This is a genomic window from Streptomyces sp. NPDC001678 (assembly GCF_042892945.1).
In the GTDB taxonomy this organism is placed as follows: Bacteria; Actinomycetota; Actinomycetes; order Streptomycetales; family Streptomycetaceae; genus Streptomyces.
In genome coordinates this window covers 300,864-324,132 of the sequence record NZ_JBIAUP010000005.1, presented here as the reverse complement: position 1 = coordinate 324,132, position 23,269 = coordinate 300,864, and the positions used below count along the sequence as shown (strand labels likewise).

At 71.5% G+C, this 23,269-nt stretch carries 22 protein-coding genes; 3 read left to right on the top strand and 19 right to left on the bottom strand.

Going from position 1 to position 23,269, the window contains the following annotated elements; translation table 11 throughout:
- Window positions 1-24: 24 nt before the first annotated feature.
- From ACFYZR_RS13325 to ACFYZR_RS13275, 11 genes are all read right to left on the bottom strand, one after another.
- The gene (locus ACFYZR_RS13325; protein WP_391909308.1) at window positions 25-573 is read right to left on the bottom strand and encodes an adenine phosphoribosyltransferase; all 549 of its coding nucleotides are present in this window, start codon (window positions 571-573) and stop codon (window positions 25-27) included.
- Window positions 570-1,697 carry a protein translocase subunit SecF gene (gene secF / locus ACFYZR_RS13320; protein WP_391909305.1) on the bottom strand — a complete coding sequence of 376 codons (1,128 nt, stop codon included), beginning with the start codon at window positions 1,695-1,697 and terminating at the stop codon, window positions 570-572. The genes ACFYZR_RS13325 and secF overlap by 4 nt, the downstream gene beginning before the upstream one ends.
- 1 nt (window position 1,698) lies before the next feature.
- Window positions 1,699-3,495, bottom strand: a complete 1,797-nt coding sequence (gene secD / locus ACFYZR_RS13315) for a protein translocase subunit SecD (RefSeq protein ID WP_391909303.1) — start codon at window positions 3,493-3,495, stop codon at window positions 1,699-1,701.
- 148 nt (window positions 3,496-3,643) lie between these two features.
- Window positions 3,644-4,159 (bottom strand): preprotein translocase subunit YajC, encoded by a 516-nt coding sequence (yajC, locus tag ACFYZR_RS13310; RefSeq protein WP_391909300.1) that lies wholly within the window; start codon window positions 4,157-4,159, stop codon window positions 3,644-3,646.
- A 163-nt stretch (window positions 4,160-4,322) separates the two neighbouring features.
- On the bottom strand, window positions 4,323-5,396 hold the full coding sequence (gene ruvB, locus ACFYZR_RS13305) for a Holliday junction branch migration DNA helicase RuvB (RefSeq protein ID WP_391909297.1): 1,074 nt from the start codon (window positions 5,394-5,396) through the stop codon (window positions 4,323-4,325).
- Between the two features lie 96 nt (window positions 5,397-5,492).
- On the bottom strand, window positions 5,493-6,116 hold the full coding sequence (gene ruvA, locus ACFYZR_RS13300) for a Holliday junction branch migration protein RuvA (protein WP_391909294.1): 624 nt from the start codon (window positions 6,114-6,116) through the stop codon (window positions 5,493-5,495).
- Entirely contained in the window at window positions 6,113-6,664 is a 552-nt protein-coding gene (gene ruvC, locus ACFYZR_RS13295; RefSeq protein WP_311610372.1) for a crossover junction endodeoxyribonuclease RuvC, read from the bottom strand. The genes ruvA and ruvC overlap by 4 nt, the downstream gene beginning before the upstream one ends.
- A gap of 142 nt (window positions 6,665-6,806) precedes the next feature.
- Window positions 6,807-7,559, bottom strand: coding sequence for a YebC/PmpR family DNA-binding transcriptional regulator (locus ACFYZR_RS13290; RefSeq protein WP_126913341.1), 753 nt, complete (start codon window positions 7,557-7,559; stop codon window positions 6,807-6,809).
- A gap of 60 nt (window positions 7,560-7,619) precedes the next feature.
- Window positions 7,620-8,213, bottom strand: a complete 594-nt coding sequence (pdxT, locus tag ACFYZR_RS13285; RefSeq protein ID WP_391909290.1) for a pyridoxal 5'-phosphate synthase glutaminase subunit PdxT — start codon at window positions 8,211-8,213, stop codon at window positions 7,620-7,622.
- Window positions 8,214-8,348: 135 nt separating this feature from the next.
- The gene (gene pdxS, locus ACFYZR_RS13280) at window positions 8,349-9,260 is read right to left on the bottom strand and encodes a pyridoxal 5'-phosphate synthase lyase subunit PdxS (RefSeq protein WP_311610680.1); all 912 of its coding nucleotides are present in this window, start codon (window positions 9,258-9,260) and stop codon (window positions 8,349-8,351) included.
- Between the two features lie 82 nt (window positions 9,261-9,342).
- Window positions 9,343-9,885 carry a hypothetical protein gene (locus ACFYZR_RS13275; protein WP_126913344.1) on the bottom strand — a complete coding sequence of 181 codons (543 nt, stop codon included), beginning with the start codon at window positions 9,883-9,885 and terminating at the stop codon, window positions 9,343-9,345.
- A 227-nt stretch (window positions 9,886-10,112) separates the two neighbouring features.
- Between ACFYZR_RS13275 and ACFYZR_RS13270 the strand changes: the two genes are divergently transcribed.
- Window positions 10,113-10,796 carry a VC0807 family protein gene (locus tag ACFYZR_RS13270; protein WP_391909286.1) on the top strand — a complete coding sequence of 228 codons (684 nt, stop codon included), beginning with the start codon at window positions 10,113-10,115 and terminating at the stop codon, window positions 10,794-10,796.
- A 188-nt stretch (window positions 10,797-10,984) separates the two neighbouring features.
- Here the strand turns inward: ACFYZR_RS13270 and ACFYZR_RS13265 are convergent, their stop codons facing one another.
- From ACFYZR_RS13265 to pgsA, 3 genes are read right to left on the bottom strand one after another with little or no spacing between them, the layout of a single operon-like run.
- Entirely contained in the window at window positions 10,985-12,145 is a 1,161-nt protein-coding gene (locus ACFYZR_RS13265; protein WP_391909283.1) for a glycosyltransferase family 4 protein, read from the bottom strand.
- A complete protein-coding gene (locus ACFYZR_RS13260; RefSeq protein WP_391909280.1) occupies window positions 12,142-13,071 on the bottom strand; it encodes a phosphatidylinositol mannoside acyltransferase in 930 nt (309 codons plus the stop codon). The genes ACFYZR_RS13265 and ACFYZR_RS13260 overlap by 4 nt, the downstream gene beginning before the upstream one ends.
- Window positions 13,068-13,727, bottom strand: coding sequence for a phosphatidylinositol phosphate synthase (pgsA, locus tag ACFYZR_RS13255; protein WP_391909277.1), 660 nt, complete (start codon window positions 13,725-13,727; stop codon window positions 13,068-13,070). Before pgsA ends, ACFYZR_RS13260 begins: the two co-directional genes overlap by 4 nt.
- Window positions 13,728-13,970: 243 nt before the next feature.
- On the opposite strand from pgsA, the gene ACFYZR_RS13250 reads away from it, so the two are divergent.
- Together ACFYZR_RS13250 and ACFYZR_RS13245 are read left to right on the top strand one after the other, a co-directional pair.
- Window positions 13,971-16,178 carry an elongation factor G-like protein EF-G2 gene (locus tag ACFYZR_RS13250; protein WP_391909274.1) on the top strand — a complete coding sequence of 736 codons (2,208 nt, stop codon included), beginning with the start codon at window positions 13,971-13,973 and terminating at the stop codon, window positions 16,176-16,178.
- Between the two features lie 154 nt (window positions 16,179-16,332).
- Window positions 16,333-18,000, top strand: coding sequence for a hypothetical protein (locus ACFYZR_RS13245; RefSeq protein ID WP_391909271.1), 1,668 nt, complete (start codon window positions 16,333-16,335; stop codon window positions 17,998-18,000).
- Window positions 18,001-18,074: 74 nt separating this feature from the next.
- On the opposite strand, the gene ACFYZR_RS13240 is transcribed toward ACFYZR_RS13245, so the two are convergent.
- The 5 genes from ACFYZR_RS13240 to thrS form a co-directional block, all read right to left on the bottom strand.
- Window positions 18,075-19,328, bottom strand: a complete 1,254-nt coding sequence (locus ACFYZR_RS13240; protein ID WP_391909268.1) for a beta-propeller fold lactonase family protein — start codon at window positions 19,326-19,328, stop codon at window positions 18,075-18,077.
- Entirely contained in the window at window positions 19,325-20,143 is an 819-nt protein-coding gene (locus tag ACFYZR_RS13235) for a polysaccharide deacetylase family protein (RefSeq protein ID WP_391909265.1), read from the bottom strand. The genes ACFYZR_RS13240 and ACFYZR_RS13235 overlap by 4 nt, the downstream gene beginning before the upstream one ends.
- A 129-nt stretch (window positions 20,144-20,272) precedes the next feature.
- Complete coding sequence (locus ACFYZR_RS13230) at window positions 20,273-20,611, bottom strand: hypothetical protein (RefSeq protein ID WP_391909262.1); 339 nt, start codon at window positions 20,609-20,611, stop codon at window positions 20,273-20,275.
- Between the two features lie 27 nt (window positions 20,612-20,638).
- Window positions 20,639-21,199, bottom strand: coding sequence for an HIT family protein (locus ACFYZR_RS13225; protein WP_391909258.1), 561 nt, complete (start codon window positions 21,197-21,199; stop codon window positions 20,639-20,641).
- 58 nt (window positions 21,200-21,257) lie between these two features.
- On the bottom strand, window positions 21,258-23,234 hold the full coding sequence (gene thrS, locus ACFYZR_RS13220) for a threonine--tRNA ligase (RefSeq protein ID WP_391909255.1): 1,977 nt from the start codon (window positions 23,232-23,234) through the stop codon (window positions 21,258-21,260).
- Window positions 23,235-23,269 lie beyond the last annotated feature (35 nt).

Sequence of the window (23,269 nt, the reverse complement as noted above, 5' to 3'; positions counted from 1 at the left end):
TGGGCCCACCCGTAGCAGGGCGGCTCAGACGGTGATCAGCGCCTCCAGGGGCGCGCCGTCGAGGACCGGCTCCAGACGGGCGCGGCCCGGCAGGAAGCCCAGCTCCATCAGCACCGCGACGCCCGCGACCTGGGCGCCGGCGCGCCGGATCAGCTTCAGCGACGCCTCGGCCGTGCCGCCGGTGGCCAACACGTCGTCGATGACGAGGACGCGGTCGCCGGCGACGAGCGCGTCGGCGTGCATCTCGATCTCGGCGGTGCCGTACTCCAGGTCGTACGACTGGGCCAGGGTGGCGCCGGGGAGCTTGCCCGCCTTGCGGACGGGCACGAAGCCCAGGCCGGCGCGGACGGCGACCGGGGCCGCCAGGATGAAGCCGCGGGCCTCCAGGCCGACGACCTTGGTGGCGCCGTGGCGCGCACAGAGCCCGGCGAGGGCGTCGGTGAGCGCGGCGAACGCCTCGGCGTCGGCGAGCAGCGGGGTGATGTCCTTGAACATCACGCCCGGCTTGGGGTAGTCCGGCACGTCGTGGATGCGGCTGAGCAGCAGTTCGCGCAGCTCCTGCGGGGCGCTCATCGGCGCTTCCCCGAGGGACGGCCGCCGCGGCCGCGGCTCTGACGGCGCTGGGTGACGACCCCGGCGGGGGAGGCGTCCTCCGGCTCCTCGTCGTCCACGTCGTCCCCGTCGGACGGCACGCGGTCCGCGGTCGCCCCGCCCGCCTCGGCCTTGGCGGCGTCGGCGGCGCGGCGGGCGCGCACCCGCTTGGCCAGGGCCTTCATCTGCGGGTCGCGCTCCTTGAGGTCGGCGACCAGCGGCGTGGCGATGAAGATCGAGGAGTAGGCGCCGGCCGCGAGGCCGACGAACAGGGCGAGCGAGATGTCGTTGAGCATGCCCGCGCCGAGGAAGCCGCCGCCGATGAACAGCAGGCCGGCGACCGGCAGCAGCGCGACGACCGTGGTGTTGATGGAGCGCACCAGGGTGCCGTTGAGGCTGCGGTTGGCGATCTCGCTGTAGGTGAAGCGGGTCTGCTTGGTGAGGTCCTTCGCGCTCTCCTTCAGACCGTCGAAGACGACGACGGTGTCGTAGAGGGAGTAACCGAGGATCGTCAGCAGACCGATCACGGTGCCCGGGGTGACCTCGAAACCGACGAGCGCGTAGACGCCGACGGTGATGGTGAGGTCGTGGATCAGGGCGATCAGCGCGGCCAGCGCCATTCGCCACTCGAAGGCGATGGCCAGATAGATGACCACGAGGATCATGAAGACGCCGAGGCCCGTCCAGGCCTTGCCGGCGATCTCGTCACCCCAGCTGGGGCCGACGATGTCGGTGTTGACCTTGTTCAGGTCGACGTCCAGCTTCTTGGCCAGCGCTTCCTGGGTCTTGCGGGACTGCTCGGGGGTGAGGTCGCTGACCTGGACGCGCAGCGTCTTGTCACCGAGCTTCTGGACGATCGCGGGGTGACCCGAGACGTCCTGGGCCGTCTTGCGGGCCGTCTCGGCCGAGACCGAGGTCTTGGGAGTGGTGAAGACCGCGCCGCCGGAGAACTCGATGCCGAAGTTCAGACCACGCACCGCCAGGCCGACGATGGCCGTGATGGTGATCAGGATCGAGATGCCGTACCAGATCTTCCGCTTGGCCACGAAGTCGTAGCCGACCTCGCCGCGGTAGAGCCGGGCGCCGAGAGTGCCGAGTCGCGACATCTCACGCCTCCTTCGGGTCGACGGTGGCGGAGGGACGGCGGCGGGAGGCCCGCAGCGGCGGCTTGGCGCCGAGCCGCTGGGGGTCCAGACCGGACCACGGGTGGCCGCTGGCGAAGAACTTGCGGCGGGCGAGGATCGTCATGAGGGGCTTGGTGAAGAGGAAGACCACGACGACGTCGAGGAGCGTGGTCAGTCCGAGGGTGAACGCGAAGCCCTGCACCTTGCCGACGGTGACGATGAAGAGCACCGCGGCGGCGAGGAAGGAGACGAAGTCCGAGACGAGGATCGTGCGGCGGGCGCGCGGCCAGCCGCGCTCCACGGCGGGACGCAGGGTGCGGCCCTCGCGGATCTCGTCGCGGATGCGCTCGAAGTACACGATGAACGAGTCGGCGGTGATGCCGATGGCGACGATGGCGCCGCAGACGGCCGGCAGGTTCAGCGCGAAGCCGATGGCCGGGCCGAGCAGGACCATGATCGTGTAGGTGAGCACGGCGGAGCACGCGAGGCTCGCGAGGGCGACGAGCGCCAGACCGCGGTAGTAGATCACCAGGTAGAGCACGACGAGGGCGAGGCCGATGGCACCGGCGATCAGACCGGCCCGCAGCTGCTCACCGCCGAGCGCGGCGGTCACCGTCTGCTCGGTGACGACGTCGAAGGACAGCGGCAGGGCGCCGTAGGACAGCACGTTGGCGAGGTCCTGGGCGCTCTGCTGGGTGAAGCCGCCGGAGATCTCCGCCTGGCCGCCGACGATGGAGGTGCTCACGGACGGGTCGGAGACGACCTCGCCGTCGAGGACGATCGCGAACTGGTTCTGCGGCGACGGCTTGCCGGCCAGCTGGCCGGTGACATCGGCGAACTTCTTGGCGCCGGAGGAGTTGAACTTCAGCTGGACGAGCCAGCCCTTGCCGCCCTGGGAGTCGAAGACGGCGTTGGCGTCCTTGATGGACGCGCCCTCCACGGCCACCGGGCCGAGGATCTCCTTGACGGAGCCGTCCTTGCGGCACGCGACGATGGGGTCGGTGGGCTTGGCGTTGGACGCGGCCTCGTTGGCCTTGGAACGGCTCTCCTTGGTGGAGCAGTCCAGGGCGTCGAACTGCTTCTGGAGGGCGGCCATGTCACCGGTGGCCGGCGTGGGCGTCGGCGTCGGGGTGGGCGCCTTCTTGTCGTCCTTCTTCGCGTCGTCGGTCTTGTCACCGGACACGGAGGCGGTGGCCTTGGGGGACGGGGTGCCGTCGGCCTTGAGGGCGTCGGTCACGGGGCGGCCCTGAGGACCGGTGCCGGCGGACGCGGAGGCGGAGGGCGAGCCGGAGGGCTTGCTCTTGTCGCCGGACTTGTCGCCCTTGCCCTTGTCGGCCGAGGCGCCGGGCGTCGGCTCGGCGGCCTTGATGCCGGGGGCGGAGGTCAGGACGGGCCGGAAACCGAGCTGAGCGGTGGTGCCGACCTGCTGGCGAGCCTGCTTCGCGTTCGTCCCCCGGGGGATGTTCACGATGATGTGCTTGCTGCCCTGCGTCTGGACCTCGGCCTCGGTCACACCAAGACCGTTGACACGCCGCTCGATGATGCCGACGGCGGTGTCCATATTGGTCTTGTTGATCGCGTTGGGCTTGCCCGGCTGGTTCTTGGCCTCCAGCGTGAAGCTGGTGCCGCCCGCGAGGTCGATGCCCAACCGCGGTGTGGTGTGCCCGGAGGCGAACATCCCCCCGGTGAGCGCCACCATGGCGATCAGGATCAGGGCCAGGACTCGTCCCGGCCTGCCCTGGCCGCCCGGGGACCTGCGGCCCTTCTTCGGTGCTGCCACCTTGTCGTTTCTCCCTGTCCAACCGCCGGGCGTCGGGTGTTCGCCGGGCGGCCACGAAATGATGTGGGGACCTGCCCCCGCCGGAGCCTAGACCGTAACGGAACCGCGGCGCACCGCTCAGTGGGTGCTCCGCGGTTCCGGAGAAGGACTACTTGGCGTCGGTGTCGCCGTCCCGCTTCGCGTCCTTGTCCTTCGGCTCGGTCGCCTCGCCGGACTTCTCGGCCCCCGCCTCGGCGTCCTTGACCTCGTCCTTCGCCTCGCCCGCGGCCGGAGCGGCGTCCTTGCCGAGGTCGATCTTCTTCTCGACCGGGGGCTCGCCGGCCTCGACGGCCTCGGTGAGCGAAGAGGCGTCGTCGGGCACGACCGGGGTCTCCTCCGGCTCCAGGCCGTGGACGATGCGGTTGTACTCGGCGTCCTCGAGGACGGCGCCGATGGCGTTCTTCGCGTAGATGGCGTGGACGCCCGGGGCGACCTCCAGGAGAACCGTGTCGTCGTGGATCTCCTTGACGGTCGCGTACATGCCGCCGATCGTCCGGACACCGGTACCCGGCTGCATCTGGTCGCGCATCTGGACGGCCTGGCGCTGCTTGTTCTTCGCCGAGCGGGTCATCAGGAACATGGCCCCGATGAGCACGATGAACGGCAGGAGAGTCACGATATTCACGGGACGGGGATTCCTTCACACGACCGCTGGGGAAACGGCCTGGTCTACGGGGGTGGTATGCCGCACAATACGGACGGCATCGGCGGAGTCTAAGCGAGTCCGCGCCTATGGAACAACGCCCAGCATGGCACCGGGGTTCCTGACCGGACCAGCCCCCGCGCCGTCACTCCCCGAAGAGACCCCGCTGGCCGGGGCCCCCGCCCTGCTGCGGCGGCACCATCCCGAGGTGCGACCAGGCCGCCGGCGTGGCGACCCGGCCCCGGGGCGTACGGGCCAGCAACCCCTCCCGGACCAGGAAGGGCTCGGCGACCTCCTCGACCGTCTCGCGCTCCTCCCCCACGGCCACGGCCAGGGTGGACAACCCGACGGGACCGCCGCCGAAGAGCTTGAGCAACGCCGTGAGCACGGCCCGGTCCAGCCGGTCCAGGCCGCGGCCGTCCACCTCGTAGACCTGGAGGGCCTGGGCGGCGATCTCCTGGGTGATCACACCGTCGGCCTTGACCTGCGCGTAGTCGCGGACGCGGCGCAGCAGGCGGTTGGCGATACGGGGCGTGCCACGGGAGCGGCCGGCGATCTCGGCGCCGCCCTGGTCCTCCATCTCGACGTCGAGGAGCCGGGCGGAGCGGCGGACGACGCGCTGGAGCTCGGCGGGCGAGTAGAACTCCATGTGGCCGGTGAAGCCGAAGCGGTCGCGCAGCGGGGGCGGCAGCAGGCCGGCCCGGGTGGTGGCGCCGACGAGGGTGAAGGGCGGCAGCTCCAGGGGGATGGCGGTGGCGCCGGGGCCCTTGCCTACGACGACGTCGACGCGGAAGTCCTCCATGGCCATGTAGAGCATCTCCTCGGCGGGCCGGGACATGCGGTGGATCTCGTCGAGGAAGAGGACCTCGCCCTCGGTGAGGGAGGAGAGGATCGCGGCGAGGTCGCCGGCGTGCTGGATGGCGGGGCCGGAGGTGATGCGGATGGGGGCGCCCATCTCGGCCGCGATGATCATCGACAGGGTGGTCTTGCCGAGGCCGGGGGCGCCGGAGAGCAGGACGTGGTCGGCGGTGGCGCCCCGGGCGCGGGCGGCCTTGAGGACGAGGTCGAGCTGCTCGCGGACGCGCTCCTGCCCGATGAACTCGTCCAGGTCCTTGGGCCGCAGAGCGGCCTCGACCGCCTGGTCCTCCCCGTCGGCGGCGGTACCGACGAGACGGTCGGCGGCGGGGGAAGCGTAGGTGGACTCGTCGTCCCAGTTCACAGGGGAAACCTCACGGTTGAATCGGTTTGTGGGCAGGCGTTCCGCAGGGCGGAACGGGTGGGCACAAACCGACCACCGGCCCGCACCCGAAGCCGCTCACCGAGCCCGGTTCAGCGTCTGCAACGCCGCCCGCAGCAACTGCCCCACCTGCGGCGTGCCGCCGTCGGCGACAACGGCCTCGGCCTGCGGCGCGACGGCCGCGACGGCCTCGTCGGCCTCGCGGCTCGCGTACCCGAGCCCGACGAGCGCAGCGTGCAGCTGATCCCGCCACCCGGAGGTGACAGCCGCCGTACCCACAGCCGCCCCGGCGGAGCCAACGGGCGCACCCAGCCGGTCCTTGAGCTCAAGGAGCAGCTTCTGCGCCCCCTTCTTCCCGATGCCCGGCACGGCTGTGAGCGCCTTCTCGTCCCCGGCGGCGAACGCCCGCCGCAGCGCGTCCGGCGTGTGGACGGCCAGCATGGCCTGGGCGAGGCGGGGGCCCACCCCGCTGGCGGTCTGGAGGAGCTCGAAGGTCTGCCGCTCGTCGTCGTCGGCGAAGCCGTAGAGCGTCAGGGAGTCCTCACGGACGACGAGGGACGTCGCCAGCCTCGCGGGCTGCCCGACCTTCAGCCGGGCGAGGGTACCCGGGGTGCACTGGACGGCCATGCCGACGCCGCCGACCTCGACGACGGCGGTGTCCGGGGCGAGGGCCGCGACCGGCCCGGAGACGAAGGCGATCATCGGGTGCCCTTCGGGATGCGTACGGGGGTGGGGGTGCGGCGGTGGGCGGCGGCGAGCTCCTGCAGCCGGTTGGTCGCGGGCGCGCGCCAGATGTGGCAGATGGCCAGGGCCAGGGCGTCGGCGGCGTCGGCCGGCTTGGGCGGCGCGTCGAGCCTCAGCAGCCTGGTGACCATGGCGCCGACCTGGGCCTTGTCGGCCCGGCCGGAGCCGGTGACGGCGGCCTTGACCTCGCTGGGCGTGTGGAGGGCGACGGGGAGCCCGCGCCGGGCGGCGCACAGCATGGCGACCGCGCTGGCCTGGGCGGTGCCCATGACCGTACGGACGTTGTGCTGGCTGAAGACGCGCTCGACCGCGACGTACTCGGGGCGGTATTCGTCGAGCCACTGCTCGATGCCGCGCTCTATGAGCACGAGCCGGTCGGCCACGTCGGCATCGGCCGGGGTACGGACGACGCCCACTCCGGCCATGCGCAGCGGACGGCCCGCGACGCCCTCCACCACTCCGACACCGCATCGCGTCAGCCCCGGGTCCACACCGAGCACCCGCATCGCGCCCCTCCCTCCGCTCACCTGCTCGGGCAGGCTATCGGCTGCCACTGACAACGGCCGCTCACGCCGACGGGCCAGTGGGACACGTGTCCCACTGGCCCGTCCGCCGGCCCGTCCGTCGACCGCAGCCTGAACGCGACGCTTACGCGTCGACCTTGGCCATGACCTCGTCGGAGACGTCGAAGTTGGCGAAGACGTTCTGGACGTCGTCGCTGTCCTCGAGCGCGTCGATCAGCTTGAAGATCTTGCGGGCGGCCTCTTCCTCGAGCTCCACCTGCATGGTGGGCACGAAGTTGGCCTCGGCCGAGTCGTAGTCGATGCCGGCCTCCTGGAGGGCGGTGCGGACCGCGACCAGGTCGGTGGCCTCGCTGAGGACCTCGAAGCTCTCGCCGAGGTCGTTGACCTCTTCGGCACCGGCGTCCAGGACCGCGCCGAGGACGTCGTCCTCGGTGAGCTCACCCTTGGGGACGATGATGACGCCCTTGCGGTTGAACAGGTACGACACCGAGCCCGGGTCGGCCATGGAGCCGCCGTTGCGGGTCATGGCGACGCGCACGTCGGAGGCGGCGCGGTTGCGGTTGTCGGTGAGGCACTCGATGAGGACCGCGACACCGTTGGGGCCGTAGCCCTCGTACATGATCGTCTCGTAGTCGGCGCCACCGGCCTCGAGGCCGCCGCCGCGCTTGACCGCGGAGTCGATGTTCTTGTTCGGGACCGACTGCTTCTTCGCCTTCTGGATGGCGTCGTAGAGCGTCGGGTTGCCCTCGATGTCGACGCCGCCCATGCGGGCCGCGACCTCGATGTTCTTGATCAGCTTCGCGAAGAGCTTGCCGCGCTTGGCGTCGATCACGGCCTTCTTGTGCTTCGTCGTAGCCCATTTAGAGTGGCCGGACATCTCGCCTGTCTCCTTCGCGTAACCAAATTCAGAACGAACGACAGAGATCCTACCGGGATCTCAGGAGCGGGTGGAGCGGACCATCTCCACAAACAGCTCATGGACCCGGTGATCGCCCGTGAGCTCCGGATGGAAGGACGTGACCAGCACGTTTCCCTGCCGGACGGCGACGGTGTGGCCGTCGTGGACGGCGAGGACCTCGGCCGCGGCGCCCACGGACTCGACCCAGGGGGCGCGGATGAAGACGCCCTCGACCGGGCCACCCTCGATGCCGGCCACCTCGACGGACGCCTCGAAGGACTCGTTCTGCCGGCCGAAGGCGTTGCGGCGCACGATCATGTCGATGCCGCCGAGGGTCTCCTGGTCCTCACGGCCGTCCAGGATCTTGTCGGCGAGCATGATCATGCCGGCGCAGGTGCCGTAGACGGGCATCCCGGCCCGGACGCGCTCGCGCAGCGGCTCCAGCAGACCGAAGATCACCGCGAGCTTGGACATGGTGGTGGACTCGCCGCCGGGTATGACCAGGCCGTCGACCTCGGCGAGCTCCTCGGGACGGCGTACGGGCCGGGCGAGGGCGTCGGCCGCGGCCAGGGCCACGAGGTGTTCGCGGACGTCGCCCTGGAGGGCGAGAACGCCGATGGTGGGGGTGGACACGGTGGGTCTGCCTCTCGGGTCGGTTGCGGCGGGGCGGTGGGGCCGGCCGGTGGGCCGCACCCTCCGGCCGCCGGTGGTACGCCCGGTGGGCGGCCCGCCTGTCGTCGCGGACCGCCCACCCGGGATGAACGTGTGCTACCAGCCGCGGTTGGCGTAGCGCTCGGCCTCGGGCAGGGTGTCGCAGTTGATGCCGACCATGGCCTCGCCCAGGTTGCGGGAGGCGTCCGCGATGATCTTCGGGTCGTCGTAGAAGGTGGTGGCCTTCACGATGGCGGCGGCGCGCTTGGCCGGGTCGCCGGACTTGAAGATGCCGGAGCCGACGAAGACGCCCTCGGCGCCCAGCTGGCGCATCAGCGCGGCGTCGGCCGGGGTGGCCACGCCACCGGCGGAGAACAGCACGACCGGCAGCTTGCCGAGCTCGGCGACCTCCTTGACCAGCTCGTAGGGGGCGCGCAGCTCCTTGGCGGCGGCGAAGAGCTCGTGGTTGTCGAAGCCGCGCAGCTTGGCGATCTCGTTCTTGATCTGGCGCAGGTGGCGCACGGCCTCCACGACGTTGCCGGTGCCGGCCTCGCCCTTGGAGCGGATCATGGCCGCGCCCTCGGCGATGCGGCGCAGGGCCTCGCCCAGGTTGGTGGCACCGCAGACGAAGGGGGTGGTGAAGGACCACTTGTCGGAGTGGTTGACCTCGTCGGCCGGGGTGAGGACCTCGGACTCGTCGATGTAGTCGACGCCGAGGGACTGGAGGACCTGGGCCTCGACGAAGTGGCCGATGCGGGACTTGGCCATGACCGGGATGGAGACGGCGTTGATGATGCCCTCGATCATGTCCGGGTCGGACATCCGGGCCACGCCGCCGTCCTTGCGGATGTCGGCGGGCACCCGCTCCAGAGCCATGACCGCGACCGCGCCGGCGTCCTCGGCGATCTTCGCCTGCTCCGGGGTGACGACGTCCATGATCACGCCGCCCTTGAGCTGCTCGGCCATGCCGCGCTTGACGCGCGCGGTGCCGGTCTCGGGAGTCTGGGGCGTGCTGGGGGTGGACACGATGTGACCTCGCTATCAAGGGCCGGTGATGCTGCATCGTCATCAAACCGGCGTGCGAGGGACGGGAAAAAGGGCCAATCCGGGGTCAGTGGCCTGCCCGGTCGGCCAGGGCGGCCGGAGGCTCGTCGTCCATCTCGAAGGCCATCGGGAAGGGGGCGTGACCGGCCAGCCGGAACCAGCGCACCTTGCGGTGCCTGCGCAGCGCCCGGGCCGCCCGTACCGCGTCGTTGTGGAACCGGCGGGCCATGGGCACCCTGCGGACCGCCTGGGTCAGCTCGGCCAGCGACTCCTCGCCGCCGGGCGCCTGCCGTACGGCCTCCACCTGCGGGGCCTCGGCGAAGACGGCCCGCAGCGCCTGGCTGAGCTCGCTCTCGGCGACCTCGCGGTGCTCCTCCTCGGCCTGCCGGGCCGCGTGGGCGGCCTGGTACATCACCATCGAGGCGGCCGGATCGAGGATCCCGGCGGTGGCGAGCTCCTGGGCGACCGATGCGCGCCGGAGCAGCTGGGCGTCCAGGGCGGCGCGGGCGGCGTCGATGCGGCTGTGCAGCCGGTCCAGCCGGCCGGCGGTCCAGCTGAGGTAGACGCCGATGACGACCAGGGCGGCCGCGATCCAGATCAGTGTGGTCACGCCGGGTCACGTTACCGTCCGGCTCCCGGGCGGGTGCCCGGCAGGCGCCGGAGGTCTCCACCCGGGGGTGGAGGGCGGGGTGGAGGCGGCGGTCGGGAAACCCGCCCTGGCTCCGATCCGTCTCCACCCGCCCGGCTCCTAACGTCGAAGCAGATCGCCGGATCGCCGTGCCGGACCCGTACCGGCCGGCCTCACCGCCGAACCGCTGGAGGCATCTCATGGACCGAATGGAATCGCGTGGCGCGCGCCCGGCGCGGGCGCTGCTCGTGCCCCTCGCCATCAGCGTCGCGCTGCCTCTCGCCGTGTACTACGCGCTGCGCGCCCATGGCACCGCCCAGTGGCAGGCCCTGCTGCTGAGCAGCGCCATACCGGCGGCGCACGCGCTGGTCACGGCGGTGGTGCGGCGGCGGGCGGAGGTCTTCGACCTGCTGATCGTGGCGCTGCTCGCGGTGTCGGCGGTGACATCGCTGATCAGCGGCAGCCCCCGGGTGCTGCTGCTGAAGGACGCGGGGCTCCCGGCGGTGCTGGGGGTGTGGATCCTGGGGACCTTGTTCGCGGCGCGGCCCTTCGCCTTCCAGTTCGGGCGCCGGCTGAGGGGGCCAGAGGAGGAGGCCGAGCGCCTCTGGGACGGGATGCCGGAGTTCCGGGCGGCGCTGCGGAGTCTGACGATGCTGTGGGGCGGGATCGAGCTGCTCGACGCGGCGCTGAGCACGGTGGAGGCGCTGTCGCTGCCGGTCGATGTGGTGCCGGTGCTCGGCAGGTTCCAGTCGATCGGCCTGATCGCCCTGATCGTGGTCGTCACGATCCGGCGCAGCCGCGGCTTCCAGGCCCGCCATGGGATGGGGCTCTTCGGGGTCCGTCCCGCCGGGGCGCCGGCCACCGAGGAGATATCGGGCCGGATCGGGGCCTGACGGGGGGCGGGCCCGGGGCCCGGTCGGACCGCCTACGGGGGTGGCGGTCCGACCGGGTACCGGGGGGGGGGGGGGGGGGGGGCCCGGCCCCCCCCCCCCCCGCCCCGCCCCGCAAGGGGCGCGGGGAACTGCGCGACCAGCCACGAACGGCCCGCAGCCGAATACCTCGCTTCCCGCAGAGCGCTCGCTCAGTCCCGGGCGAGCCCGAAGCGGGCGCGAAGGCTGGTGCGTTCGTCCGCGGCGACCGAGGCCGCGCCGGCCGTGACCGTCTCGTAGACGGCCAGGATGTCGGCCCCGACGGTCGACCAGTCGAAGCGGCGGACGTGCCGGCTGCCCCGCTCGCTCAGCTCCGCCCGGCGGGCGGGGTCGGCCAGCAGCCGCAGGGCCGCGTCGGCGAGGGCGTCCGCGTCCTCGTTGGCGAAGAGCTCACCGGCCGCTCCCTGGTCGAGGACCTGCGCGAAGGCGTCCAGGTCACTGGCGAGGACGGGCGCCCCGGCCGACAGCGCCTCGACGAGGATGATGCCGAAGGACTCGCCGCCGGTGTTGGGCGCCATATAGAGGTCGACGCTGCGCAGCAGGCGCGCCTTGTCCTCGTCGCTGACCATGCCGAGGAATTCGACGTTGCCGCGCATCTCGGGGGGCAGTCCCGCGACGGCCTCCTCCTCGTCGCCGCGGCCGGCGACGAGGAGCCGGGTGTCCGGGCGTTCGGCGAGGATCCTCGGCAGGGCGCGCATCAGCACGGGCAGGCCCTTGCGGGGCTCGTCGATCCGGCCGATGAAGCCGATGGTGCCGCCCTGCCACTCGGGCCGGGGCTCGGCGGAGGCGAAGAAGTCCACGTCGACGCCGTTGGGGATGACGACGGCGTCGCCCCCCAGGTGCTCGACCAGGGTGCGGCGGGCGTATTCGCTCACGGCGATACGCGCGCTGATCTTCTCCAGGGCGGGCTGGAGGATCGGATAGGCCGCGATCATGGCGCGGGAGCGGGGGTTGGAGGTGTGGAAGGTCGCCACGATGGGGCCCTGTGCGGCCCAGCAGGACAGCAGTCCCAGGGAGGGGGAGGTGGGCTCGTGGATGTGGATGACGTCGAAGTCGCCCTCGTGGAGCCAGCGGCGCACCCGCGCGGCGGACAGGAAGCCGAAGTTCAGCCGGGCCACGGAGCCGTTGTAGGGCACGGGTACGGCCCGGCCGGCGGAGACGACGAACGGTGGCAGGGGGGTGTCGTCGTCGGCGGGTGCCAGCACCGACACCTCGTGGCCCAGCCGGATCAGGTGCTCGGCCAGGTCCCGGATGTGGAACTGGACGCCCCCGGGGACGTCCCAGGAATACGGGCAGACGATCCCGATCCTCACGGTTTCTCCGTTCCGGAGCTCTCGGCGGGGGGCCGGGGACGCCGGTCGAGATCGGCGAGCCACAGCCGCTGGAGCATGTGCCAGTCCTGGGGGTGGTCGGCGATGCCGGAGGCGAAGGCGTCGGCCAGTGTCTGGGTCATGGCGGCGGCCTTCTCGGCCCGGGTGCCCGTCGTGGGCACCTCGATGGGCTCGTGGATCCGGCCGCGCATCACCGGGGACCGGTCGTACCAGAGGGTGGCGGGCAGCAGTACCGCGCCGGTCTGGACGGCCAGCACGGCGGGCCCGGCGGGCATCTTCACCGGTTCGCCGAAGAAGCTGACCTCTATCCCGGAGGAGGACAGATCGCGGTCGGCCACCAGGCAGACCACCCCGCCGGCGCGCAGCCGCCGGGCGAGAATGCCGAAGGCGCTGCCGCCCGCGTGGGGCAGCACCTCCATACCCAGCCCCTCGCGGTAGGCCACGAAGCGGTCGTAGAGCGTCTCGGGCTTGAGCCGCTCGGCGACGGTGGTGAAGGGCTGGTTCATCGCCGTGGTGAGCCAGGCCCCGGCGAGGTCGTAGTTGCCCATGTGGGGCAGGGCCAGGACGACGCCCCGGCCGGAGGCCAGTGCCTGCTCCAGATTGTGGCGGTCCTGGGGGGCGAATCCGGTGCGGATGCGCTCCTGGCTCCAGGAGGGCAGCCGGAAGGACTCCATCCAGTAGCGCATATAGGAGCGCATGCCCGCCCTGGAGAGTTCGGCGAGCCGGCGCGGGTCCGCGCCGGGGACGACCCGGGCGAGGTTGGCCTCCAGGCGCAGCACGCCCTTGCCGCGCTTCTTCCAGGCCAGGTCGGCGATCCGGCGCCCCAGCTCGGCGGCGACGGGTTCGGGCAGCTTGTTGACCGTGCTCCAGCCGAGCCCGTAGAGGGTGTCGGTCAGCCGTTCCCTCACGCGCCCTCGCCCTCGCCGGCGGCCACGGCGTCCGCCTCGGCGGCCTCGCGGCGTACGGTCACCACGCGCTGGATCAGGGTGATCAGGCTGCCGACGGCCACGATCCACAGGGCGATGGGCAGCAGGATGTCGATGTGCGGCACGCCGAACTTGTGGAGGCCGGAGAAGCCACAGGCCACCAGGGAGATCACCAGGCGTTCGGCGCGTTCGACCAGGCCGTTGACGTTGACGGGCAGGCCGATGCTCTCGCCGCGCGCCTTGGTGTAGGAGACCACCTGGCCGCTGGCGAGGCAGAAGATCGCCACCGCGCACAGCAGGGTGTCGTCGCCGCGCCCCGCGTACCAGAGGGCGAGGCCGCCGAAGATGGCCGAGTCGGCGACCCGGTCGAGCGTGGAGTCGAGGAAGGCGCCCCAGCGGCTGGACCGGCCGAGCTGACGGGCCATATTGCCGTCGACGAGGTCGGAGAAGACGAAGAGGGTGATGACGACCGTGCCCCAGAAGAACTCTCCCTGGGGGTAGAAGACCAGCGCTCCCGCCACCACACCACCGGTACCGATGAGGGTCACCGCGTCGGGGCTGACGCCGAGGCGGATGAGCAGGGCGGCGAACGGCGTGAGAACACGCGTGAAGAACGCACGCGCGTACTTGTTCAGCATGGCCTTCCCGAAGGGTCGTGTGCGGGCCGGATGGTCGGAAGGACACCGGCTGGCCCATCGTAGCCAGGCGGCCGGGGGCCGCCGCGCACACGTCGTGCACCTGGCCCATGGCGCGGGTCACGCCCGGCCCCCGGCGGGGGCGCGCCGACTGGCGGGTTGCGTTCGCGTGTGCGACGTATGGACGCAGCGTGACCACGGTGGAAAGCTCGAAGGACCGCAGGTGTCGACCGGGAGGCAAGACACATGGGCGAGAAGACGAGTACGCATCCAGGGGCCGCCGGCAGGGCCGTGACGGCCGACCGGCCCGGCAACATCCGGAACGTGGTGCTGGTCGGCCACAGTGGCTCCGGCAAGACGACGCTGGTGGAGGCGCTGGCCCTGGCCACCGGCGCGGTCAATCGCGCGGGCCGGGTCGAGGACGGCGCGGCCGTCTCCGACTACGACGAGATCGAGCACCGCCAGCAGCGCTCGGTCCAGCTGTCGCTGGTGCCGGTCGAGTGGGCCGGGATCAAGGTCAATCTGCTGGACACACCGGGTTACGCCGATTTCGTCGGCGAGCTGAGGGCCGGTCTGCGCGCGGCGGACGCGGCCCTTTTCGTCGTCTCGGCGGCGGAGGGCCGCGAGGGCATCACCGGGCCGACCCGGATGCTCTGGGAGGAGTGCGCGGCGGTGGGCATGCCGCGCGCGATCGTGGTGACGCACCTGGAGGCCGCGCGGGCGGACTTCGAGGCGATGACGGAGGCCTGTCGCGCCGCCTTCGGCGGCGACTCCGCCGACAGCGTCCTGCCCCTCTACCTCCCCCACTACGGGCAGGAGGGCGGCGACGGTCACCGCCCGGTGACCGGGCTGTCCGGGCTGCTCACCCGGCGGGTCTTCGACTACTCCTCCGGTGCCCGGACCGAGTCCGAGCCCGGCGCCGAGGCACTGCCCGGCATCGAGGAGGCCCGTAACCGCCTCATCGAGGGGATCATCGCCGAGAGCGAGGACGAGACCCTCATGGACCGCTACCTCGGCGGTGAGGAGATCGATGTCAAGACGCTGATCGAGGATCTGGAGCGGGCCGTGGCGCGCGGCAGCTTCCACCCCGTGCTGGCCGCGGCCCCCGCCACCGACGGCGCCCGGCAGGGCCTGGGCACCGTGGAGCTGCTGGAGCTGATCACCGGCGGCTTCCCCACGCCCACCGAGCGCGCGGTCCCCGCCGTCACCACCCCCGGCGGCGCGGCGCGCCCGGAGCTGGCCTGCGACCCCGACGGACCGCTCGCCGCAGAAGTGATCAAGACCGCTTCGGACCCCTACGTCGGCAGGATCTCCCTGGTCCGGGTCTTCTCCGGCACGCTGCGCCCCGACGAGACCGTGCACGTCTCGGGCCACGGCCTGGAGGACCGGGGGCACGAGGCCCATGACGTGGACGAGCGGCTCGGCGCCCTGTCCTCACCGTTCGGCAAACAGCAGCGCCAGCTCGGCCGGGCCATCGCCGGGGACATCGCCTGCGTGGCCAAGCTCGCCAGCGCCGAGACCGGCGACACCCTCTCCGACCGGGCCGATCCCCTGCTGATGGAGCCCTGGCTGATGCCCGACCCGCTGCTGCCCGTCGCCATCCAGGCGCACAGCAAGGCGGACGAGGACAAGCTCTCCCAGGGCCTGGCCCGGCTGGTCGCCGAGGACCCCACGATGCGTCTGGAGCACAACCAGCACACCCGCCAGGTCGTCCTGTGGTGCCTGGGCGAGGCCCATCGCGACGTGTGCCTGGAGCGGCTGCGCACCCGCTACGGCGTCCAGGTCGACGTGGTGCCCCACAAGGTCTCGCTGCGGGAGACCTTCGGCACCCGGGCCGCCGGCCGCGGCCGCCACGTCAAACAGTCCGGCGGCCACGGCCAGTACGCCATCTGCGAGATCGAGGTCGAGCCGCTGCCCGGCGGCTCCGGCATCGAGTTCGTCGACAAGGTCGTGGGCGGCGCGGTGCCGCGCCAGTTCATCCCCTCGGTGGAGAAGGGCATCCGCGCCCAGGCCGCCCGGGGTGTCGCCGCCGGGTATCCGCTGGTCGACGTGCGGGTGACCCTCGTCGACGGCAAGGCCCACTCGGTGGACTCCTCGGACGCCGCGTTCCAGACCGCGGGCGCCCTGGCCCTGCGCGAGGCCGCCGCCGAGGCCCGGATCCACCTCCTGGAGCCGGTCGCGGACGTCCATGTCCTCGTCTCCGACGAGTACGTGGGCGCGGTCATGAGCGATCTGTCCGGGCGGCGCGGCCGCGTCGTCGGCACCGAGCAGTCCGGCTCGGGCCGCACCCTCGTCCGCGCCGAGGTCCCGGAGATCGAGATCGGCCGGTACGCGGTGGACCTGCGTTCCCTCTCCCATGGCACCGGGCGGTTCAGCCGCTCCTACGCCCGGCACGAGCCGATGCCCCCGCAGGCTGCCGAGCGCATTCGCGAACAGGCGGAGAACGGGGCATAGTTCGCGAGCCGCCCGCATCAACTCGCCTGGTGCGGGCGGCTTTCCGATCTCCCACGACAGCCGGCACCCCGTCCCGTTACGCTGAGCAGGCGACTCATGACACAAGCGGTGGGCGGCAGTCGGGAGCACACCGGCGCACCGGACGCGCACGGTATTGGGGGCGGCAGTGGCAGCAGGGGATCCTTACGACTTCAGCCCGGGAGCGCAGATCCCGGTCTCCGGCGGCGCCGGGGCGACCGCGGCGACCCAGGCCCTGGCCTCGGCGGCCTACCGGGACGGCCCGGTCGACGAACTGCTCAAGGCCAATTCCGACTGGGCCACCTCCGAGGTGAAGAAGGCCAGGATCTCCCTCTTCGAGCCCAACCTCGGCGAGGCCTTCGCGCGCGCCGTGCAGAACCGGATGCTCGGCGGGGGGCGCAAGCCCATCATCCAGTCCTTCGGCCTCGAACCGCAGGTCATCGTCGAGCACTGCCTGGCCTCGTCCCGCATCCGCAAGCAGCGCGACGCCAGGCTCACCTTCATCATGGTGGTCTTCGGCCTCCTCTTCCTCCCCGGCGTGCTGCTCTGGCTCGGCGCCTTCCAGCTGCGCCGCACCCTCGCCGGCTCCCAGGACAAACGCGCCGGGGCGCTGGGCACCGCGCTGCTGGTGGGCATCGCCGCGATCGCCGTCATCCTCCTGGTCAAGCTGCCGTTCAGCGGCTTCCTCAATCTCTATGTCCGCGCGATGGTGATAGCCCCCCTCATCGGCGGCTTCTGGGCCAAGGCGGTCTGCGAGCGCACGGCCAAGGACCTCCGCGAGCGCTGGACCGGCCTCCTCGACGGCGGCACCGTCGCCGCCAAGATCCCCGAGGCCGTGCCCTCGACGCCCGGCGAGAGCGCCGCCGAGGCCCTCCGGCTGAACCTCGCGAAGCTCTCCGCCGAGCAGCGCAGCAACATCGCCTTCTACGCCGGCCCCAAGGGCATCCTCGGGATGGGCACCCGCTGGGGCAGCTGGCAGCTGGCCGAGGACCTCGTCCCCGCCGAGCCCGGGAAGGACATCAACCCCTTCCGCAGCTGGGACATCGTCCGCGCGGTGCACGACCAGCTCAAGCTGCTGGAGCGCACCCCCATCAACACCGGCGGCCTCACCCCGCCCCAGGTCGAGCACTGGGTGGTCTCCCCCATCGGCGAGGGCGCGGGCGCCGTGTCCCGTCCCGGCGGCACCGACGCCTCGTTCCAGATAAGGGGCTCCCAGCTCCAGGAGATCTGCGACAAGCAGCACTTCGGCAGCGGCGACCGCCACTACCTCGGCGTCCAGTTCGTCCTCTGGGACGGCCAGCTGGTCATCACCCTGCTCGTGAACGTCACCGTGCTCCACAAGACGCTGCGCATCGAGGTCACCGGCCACGCCCTCGGCCCCACCCACGCCGTCTTCAACGGCCGCCCCAAGAACCGCACCCAGACCTTCAAGAAGGGCCTGAAGTTCTGGGACACCTACACCCGCACCCTCCCCGTCGTCGAGCCCCGGGAGGTCGTCCGGCTGGCCGCGCGGGCGCCGCTCACCTGGTACCCGCCGCTGCTGGAGTACTGGGGCGGCAAGCTGGTGCTCCCCGAGCCCTTCGGGCTGCGGCACGCCTGGGCCGACAAGCCCTGGCGCCACCGCTTCATGGCCGACGACGCCCTGCGCGCGGCCACGCCCGTGCTGCGCGTCGTCCATGAGGCGACGCTCCGCGTCCTCGCCGAGAACGGCGTGAACACCGAGCGCTTCGCCAGCCGCGCGGGCAACCTCAGCGGCGCGATCCAGGACCCCACACCCCGCCAGGCCGACGTCTACAACGCCTGACGGGACGTCCCCGAAACGCCCGGCGGGACGTCCCCGAGGAGCCCCGCCGGGGCGCACCGGCCGCGATCACGCCACTAGCGGAAGATCCCGGTGTGCCCCAGCGAGTAGCGTCCGGGCTGCGGGTAGACGGCCAGCCCGTGCGGTCCGTCGCCCACCTTGATCCGGGCGATCTGGTGCCCGTCGGTGGTGTCGATCGCGTACACCTCGCTGTTGTAACGCCCCGAGAGCCACAGCACCTTGCCGTCGGCGGACACTCCGCCCATGTCCGGGCTGCCGCCGTCCGGCAGCTCCCATTTCTTCACCAGTTTGCGGCTGGGCAGGTCCAGCACCGAGATCGAGCCCTCGCCCCGGTTGGAGATGTACATCGACTTGGAGTCACGGCTCACATAGAGACCGTGGGCGCCCTTGCCCGTGGGCATCAGCCAGGGCTCGGTGAACTTGTCCCCGTCCAGCACCCACACCCCGTCGGCGATCATGTCGGCGATGTACCAGGTCCTCCCGTCCGAGGAGATCTTCACATCCTGCGGCATCGCCCCGTCGAAGGGCAGCTTCTGTTTGTCGATCACCTTCATCCTGGCCGTGTCGACCTTCAGCAGTTCGCCCGAGAACTCGCAGGAGACGATGAAGTACCGGCCGTCCGGCGAGAAGTCGGCGTGGTTGACCCCGAGGCAGTCCACGTGCTCCGTCTTCATCCGCTTCATCGTGTGGGCGTCCCGGAAGACCAGCTCGCGGTCCATGGACGCCATCACCACGGCGTACTTCCCGTCGGGCGTGAAGTAGAGGTTGTACGGGTCGTGGACGTCGACCGTCCGGCCCGCCTTGCCGGTGGCCGGGTCGATGGGGGTGAGGGTGTGGCCGCGGTCGTTGTTCACCCAGAGCGTCTTGAGGTCCCAGGAGGGCACGACGTGCTGCGGCTGGTTGCCCACCGGGATGGTCTCGATGACCTTGTACGTCTTGGGGTCGATGACGCTGACCGTGTCGGACTCCGTGTTCGGCACGTACACCCGGGAGGGGAAGTCCTTGACCACCGGTGAGAGGGCGTTCGGCCGGTCGGCGGCGTAGAGGTCGTTCGGGTCCAGCAGCGGGGGCATGCCCGGCAGCCCCTCGGGCATGCCCCGGGCCGCGCCCTGGCTGTGGGCGCCCTGCGCGGGGCGCTCGGCGGGGCGGCTGTCGTCGCCTCCCCCGCAGCCGGCCGCCAGCAGGGCGCAGAAGGCGGTGAGCAGGACGGCACCGCGCGGCCTCGCCGGGCGGAAGGAGGGCGGCCGAAGGCGCCGCGGGAGAGAGCCGGACCGGAAGCGTCGAGGACGGTGATGCGGGGTGCGGTTCATCGTGTCAGCAGCTCCGTAGTCGTCACCGCGCGCAGACCGCGGCGGTGCAGGCCGTCGAGGATCGCGGGCAGCGCGGCCACCGTGCCGGCGTGCCCGAAGTGCAGACTGACGACCGACCCTGGCCGTACCGCGCCCAATACGGTACGCCGGACCGCCTCGGCGCCCGGGTCGGTGAAGTCGAGCGAGTCCACGTCGTACGACAGGATGTGGGGGTATCCGGCCTGTTTCGCCAGCCGTACGACCTGGTCCGTGGCCCGCCGGGCCCGGGACGGCCGGAACCAGCGGCCGATGCCGCCCGTCAGTCTGCGCAGCCGGTCCGCGCACTCGGTGATCTCGGCGTAGGCGGCCTTCGCGGGCATCGAGCAGACGCTCAGATGCCGCATGGTGTGATTGCCCAGCTCGTGCCCGCCGTCGAGCACCCTGCGGGCCATCCGGGGCTCGGCGTCCAGCCAGTCGCCGACGGCGAGCACCGTCACCCGGGCGCCGGCCCGCTCGGCCTCCTCGAGCAGAGCGGTCGCCGACTTCGCGTCGCCCCTGCCGTGGAAGGTGAGCGCCACCGCGTGCGCCCGCCGGGAGCCGTGCTCGATCTGCGCGGGCAGCCCGGCCGGCAGCGCGGGCAGGATCAGCGGCGGCCCCGGCAGCGCGGGAGCCCGGGCCGCCGCGCCCCGGCCCGTGCCCCGCGACACGGGTGCGGACGGGGGCGGCCCGGCGGCCGTCCGGTCCCCGCCGCAGCCCGCGGCGGCAGTCCCGGCGGCCCCGGCCAGGGCACTGCCCGCGGCCGCGCGCAGCACGGTGCGACGGTGAAGGAAGGTCACCGTCCTATTAGAGCTTCTTTAAAAAGAACTGGTGTGATTTGCCCGCCTTCGACGGAATCGTGTCCCCCGCGACGCACGAAGCCCCACCGGGATCCCTCCCCGTGGGGCTTCGTATCGCGAGGTGTCCGGCTATGCGTCGGGGGCCTGCCGGTGACCGAGGAAGCGCAGGGCTCCCTCGACTGCCTCGCGGAGGTGACGCCGGGCGCCGCCGGCATCGGCCTTTTCGCGGAGGACCGGGAGGAACACCTCGTCGGGGTACCCCTCCCCCGCCACCTGGCCGGAACCCGAGAACTGGGCCCAGATGACGATCATCATCTCGTTGCAGGCCCGCGCCTGCTCCAGACCCTCCGGGCCGCCTTGCGTGAAGATCAGCCGGGCGGAGAACCCGAGCTCACGCCCGAGGGCCCGCAGGAAGGTCTCGCGCAAAGGCGAGCCGAGGGCCGATCGGACTTCGTCCTGAACGCTCATTGAGCGTATGTCCGAGTAATCGTCGCCTCAGACCGTCGGCCAGACGTCGGCGAGCATCTTGCGGGTGTCGGCCAGCAGTTGCGGCAGCACCTTCGTGTGGCCCACGACCGGCATGAAGTTGGTGTCGCCGCCCCAGCGGGGCACGACGTGCTGGTGGAGATGGGCGGCGATGCCGGCGCCGGCGGTCGAGCCCTGGTTCATGCCGATGTTGAAGCCGTGCGCGCCCGAGGCCGTGCGCAGCGCGCGCATCGCGCGCTTGGTGAACGCCGCGAGCTCGGCGGTCTCCGCCTCGTCCAGCTCCGTGTAGTCGGCGACGTGCCGGAAGGGGACGACCATGAGGTGCCCGCCGTTGTACGGGTAGAGGTTGAGCACGGCGTAGACGAGCTCGCCCCGGGCGACGATCAGTCCGTCCTCGTCGCTCTTCGCCGGGATCGAGCAGAACGGGCAGCCGTCGTCGGCACCCGGGCCGGTCGGCTTGTTCTCCCCCTGGATGTACGCCATCCGGTGGGGTGTCCACAGGCGCTGAAAGGCGTCCGGCGCCCCCACTCCGAACTGCTGCTCCGGCTCACTCGTCATGGTGTGAAGCATATGGGCCCCGGAGCGTCGGCGACGCTCCGGGGCCCATGCGGTCCGGTCGGGCCCGGGCTCAGACCTGGACGCGGTCCTCGACGGCCTGCGCGATCTTCGCGATCGCCTCGTCGCGCGGGATGCCGTTCTCCTGCGAACCGTCGCGGTAGCGGAAGGAGACGGTGCCCGCGTTCATGTCGTCGTCACCGACGATGACCATGAAGGGGACCTTCAGCTTCTGGTGGTTGCGGATCTTCTTCTGCATGCGGTCGGACGAGGCGTCGACCTCGACGCGCAGGCCCTTCTTGCGCGCCTCGGCGGCGAACTCCTGGAGGTAGTCCACGTGGGCGTCGCCGATCGGGATGCCGACCGCCTGCACCGGGGCCAGCCACGCCGGGAAGGCACCCGCGTAGTGCTCCAGCAGCACCGCGAAGAAGCGCTCGATCGAGCCGAACAGCGCACGGTGGATCATGACCGGCCGCTGTCGCGAGCCGTCCGCCGAGGTGTACTCCAGGTCGAAGCGCTCGGGCAGGTTGAAGTCGAGCTGGATGGTCGACATCTGCCAGGTGCGGCCGATGGCGTCCTTCGCCTGCACCGAGATCTTCGGGCCGTAGAAGGCCGCGCCGCCCGGGTCGGCGACCAGCTCGAGGCCCTGCTTCTCGGCCACCGCGCGCAGCGTCTCGGTGGCCTCCGCCCAGGTCTCGTCCGATCCGACGTACTTCTCCGGGTCCTTGGTGGACAGCTCCAGGTAGAAGTCGTTCAGGCCGTAGTCGCGCAGCAGGTCCAGGACGAAGGTGAGGGTGCGGTCCAGCTCCTCCGCCATCTGCTCACGGGTGCAGTAGATGTGCGCGTCGTCCTGGGTGAAGCCCCGGGCCCGGGTCAGGCCGTGCACGACGCCCGACTTCTCGTACCGGTACACGGTCCCGAACTCGAACATGCGCAGCGGCAGCTCACGGTAGGACCGGCCCCGCGCGTCGAAGATCAGGTTGTGCATGGGGCAGTTCATGGGCTTGAGGTAGTAGTCCACGCCCTCGTCGAGCTGCATGGGCGGGTACATGCCGTCGGCGTACCAGTCCAGGTGGCCCGAGGTCTCGAAGAGCTTCCCCTTGGTCGCGTGCGGGGTGTAGACGAACTCGTAGCCCGCCTCCTCGTGCTTGCGGCGCGAGTAGTCCTCCATGACCCGGCGGATGATGCCGCCCTTGGGGTGGAAGACGGCGAGGCCGGAGCCGATCTGCTCCGGGATGGAGAAGAGGTCCAGCTCGGAGCCGAGACGGCGGTGGTCGCGCTTCTCGGCCTCCGCCAGGAACTCCAGGTGGGCCTTCAGCTCGTCCTTCGACGGCCACGCGGTGCCGTAGATGCGCTGGAGCATCGGGTTCTTCTCGCTGCCGCGCCAGTACGCGGCGGCGTTGCGCATCAGCTTGAAGGCCGGGACGACCCGGGTGGTGGGCAGGTGGGGACCGCGGCAGAGGTCCTTCCAGCACAGCTCGCCGGTCTTGGCGTCCAGGTTGTCGTAGATGGTCAGCTCGCCGGCGCCCACCTCGACGTCCGCGCCGTCGTCGTGCGAGGCGGAGCCCTTGAGGCCGATCAGCTCCAGCTTGTACGGCTCGTCGGCGAGCTCCTCGCGGGCGGCCTCGTCGGTGACCACCCGGCGGGAGAACTTCTGCCCCCGCTTGATGATCTCCTGCATCTTCTTCTCGATGAGCTTGAGGTCATCGGGGTGGAAGGGCTTCTCGACGTCGAAGTCGTAGTAGAAGCCGTCCTTGACCGGCGGGCCGATGCCCAGCTTGGCCTCGGGGAAGAGCTCCTGCACGGCCTGGGCCATGATGTGCGCGGTCGAGTGGCGCAGGATGTTCAGGCCGTCCTCGGAGGAGACCTCGACGGGCTCGATCTCCTCGCCGTCGGCGACGACGTAGGCCAGGTCCTTGAGCTCGCCCGCGACACGCGCGGCGACGACGGCGCGCTCGCCGGAGAAGAGGTCGGCGGCGGTGGTGCCCGTCGTCACCACGCGCTCTTCCCGCTCGGAATCGCGTTGGATGATCACACGGACGTCTGACACCGGTCTCTCCTGACATCTGGGGCGCCACAGCGGTC

Bases quoted from the DNA above. Each gene is read 5' to 3' on its own strand.
- ACFYZR_RS13325 (WP_391909308.1), bottom strand. From the start codon at position 573: ATGAGCGCCCCGCAGGAGCTGCGCGAACTGCTGCTCAGCCGCATCCAC.
- secF (WP_391909305.1), bottom strand. From the start codon at position 1,697: ATGTCGCGACTCGGCACTCTCGGCGCCCGGCTCTACCGCGGCGAGGTC.
- ruvA (WP_391909294.1), bottom strand. From the start codon at position 6,116: ATGATCGCCTTCGTCTCCGGGCCGGTCGCGGCCCTCGCCCCGGACACC.
- ruvC (WP_311610372.1), bottom strand. From the start codon at position 6,664: ATGCGGGTGCTCGGTGTGGACCCGGGGCTGACGCGATGCGGTGTCGGA.
- ACFYZR_RS13290 (WP_126913341.1), bottom strand. From the start codon at position 7,559: ATGTCCGGCCACTCTAAATGGGCTACGACGAAGCACAAGAAGGCCGTG.
- ACFYZR_RS13270 (WP_391909286.1), top strand. From the start codon at position 10,113: ATGGAATCGCGTGGCGCGCGCCCGGCGCGGGCGCTGCTCGTGCCCCTC.
- pgsA (WP_391909277.1), bottom strand. From the start codon at position 13,727: ATGCTGAACAAGTACGCGCGTGCGTTCTTCACGCGTGTTCTCACGCCG.
- ACFYZR_RS13250 (WP_391909274.1), top strand. From the start codon at position 13,971: ATGGGCGAGAAGACGAGTACGCATCCAGGGGCCGCCGGCAGGGCCGTG.
- ACFYZR_RS13240 (WP_391909268.1), bottom strand. From the start codon at position 19,328: ATGAACCGCACCCCGCATCACCGTCCTCGACGCTTCCGGTCCGGCTCT.
- ACFYZR_RS13230 (WP_391909262.1), bottom strand. From the start codon at position 20,611: ATGAGCGTTCAGGACGAAGTCCGATCGGCCCTCGGCTCGCCTTTGCGC.
- ACFYZR_RS13225 (WP_391909258.1), bottom strand. From the start codon at position 21,199: ATGCTTCACACCATGACGAGTGAGCCGGAGCAGCAGTTCGGAGTGGGG.